A 583-nucleotide genomic window follows, 5' to 3' on the forward strand; every position below is an offset into this window, starting at 1 on the left:
AAGGAAAAACGCCCTATGAGATTCTACGAGACAAAATGACACATTAGTTTTGACTGTCAGCCGAAGTCGGGAACCTCACACATTAATTCACGGAGCTATACACCATAATTATCTTAAGGTTTTTATTCTTGCCTATCAGTCAGGGCCAATGGTTCAAATTTTGATACTTAGTCTTTTACCTGAATGCCTGTTCTGTTGTCAGAGCCGGGCGTGCTAGGTTTGTTGTTATTAATCAGCGCAATCAGTTCATTTCTGAAGAATTCCTCTTTACCACTTATGACTTTGATCTCTATCCCAGCTTTCTCAGCCTGTTCAAGTTGTTCCAGTAGCTTTCTTAACTGGGCTGGTTGCCCTGCCAGTTTCATCATGTCTGACATGACTTCACCGGCGTCTGTATACTGTTGGCCTTCGATCAGATCTGTTATCTTGGCCACAATAAAATCGGCAGTCACTTTTTGTGGTGGTGCACTAAAGCTCTTGTTGTCTTGTGGTATTGGAGCATTGTAAGTACTCAAAAACTCCTGTGCAGACCACATGGCAGCCAGCATGAGGCGTATTCGATAATATTTGCCAGTCTCGGAAT

1 protein-coding gene is annotated in these 583 nt (G+C 42.9%); it reads right to left on the bottom strand.

Translation table 11 applies throughout. The features are described 5' to 3' along the window. Nucleotides 1–167 precede the first annotated feature (167 nt). On the bottom strand, nucleotides 168–583 hold a 416-nt coding region (locus tag ABD892_RS10100; protein WP_345195498.1), incomplete at its 5' end, for a hypothetical protein.

Source organism: Kistimonas scapharcae, from assembly GCF_039540975.1.
Taxonomy (GTDB): domain Bacteria; phylum Pseudomonadota; class Gammaproteobacteria; order Pseudomonadales; family Endozoicomonadaceae; genus Kistimonas; species Kistimonas scapharcae.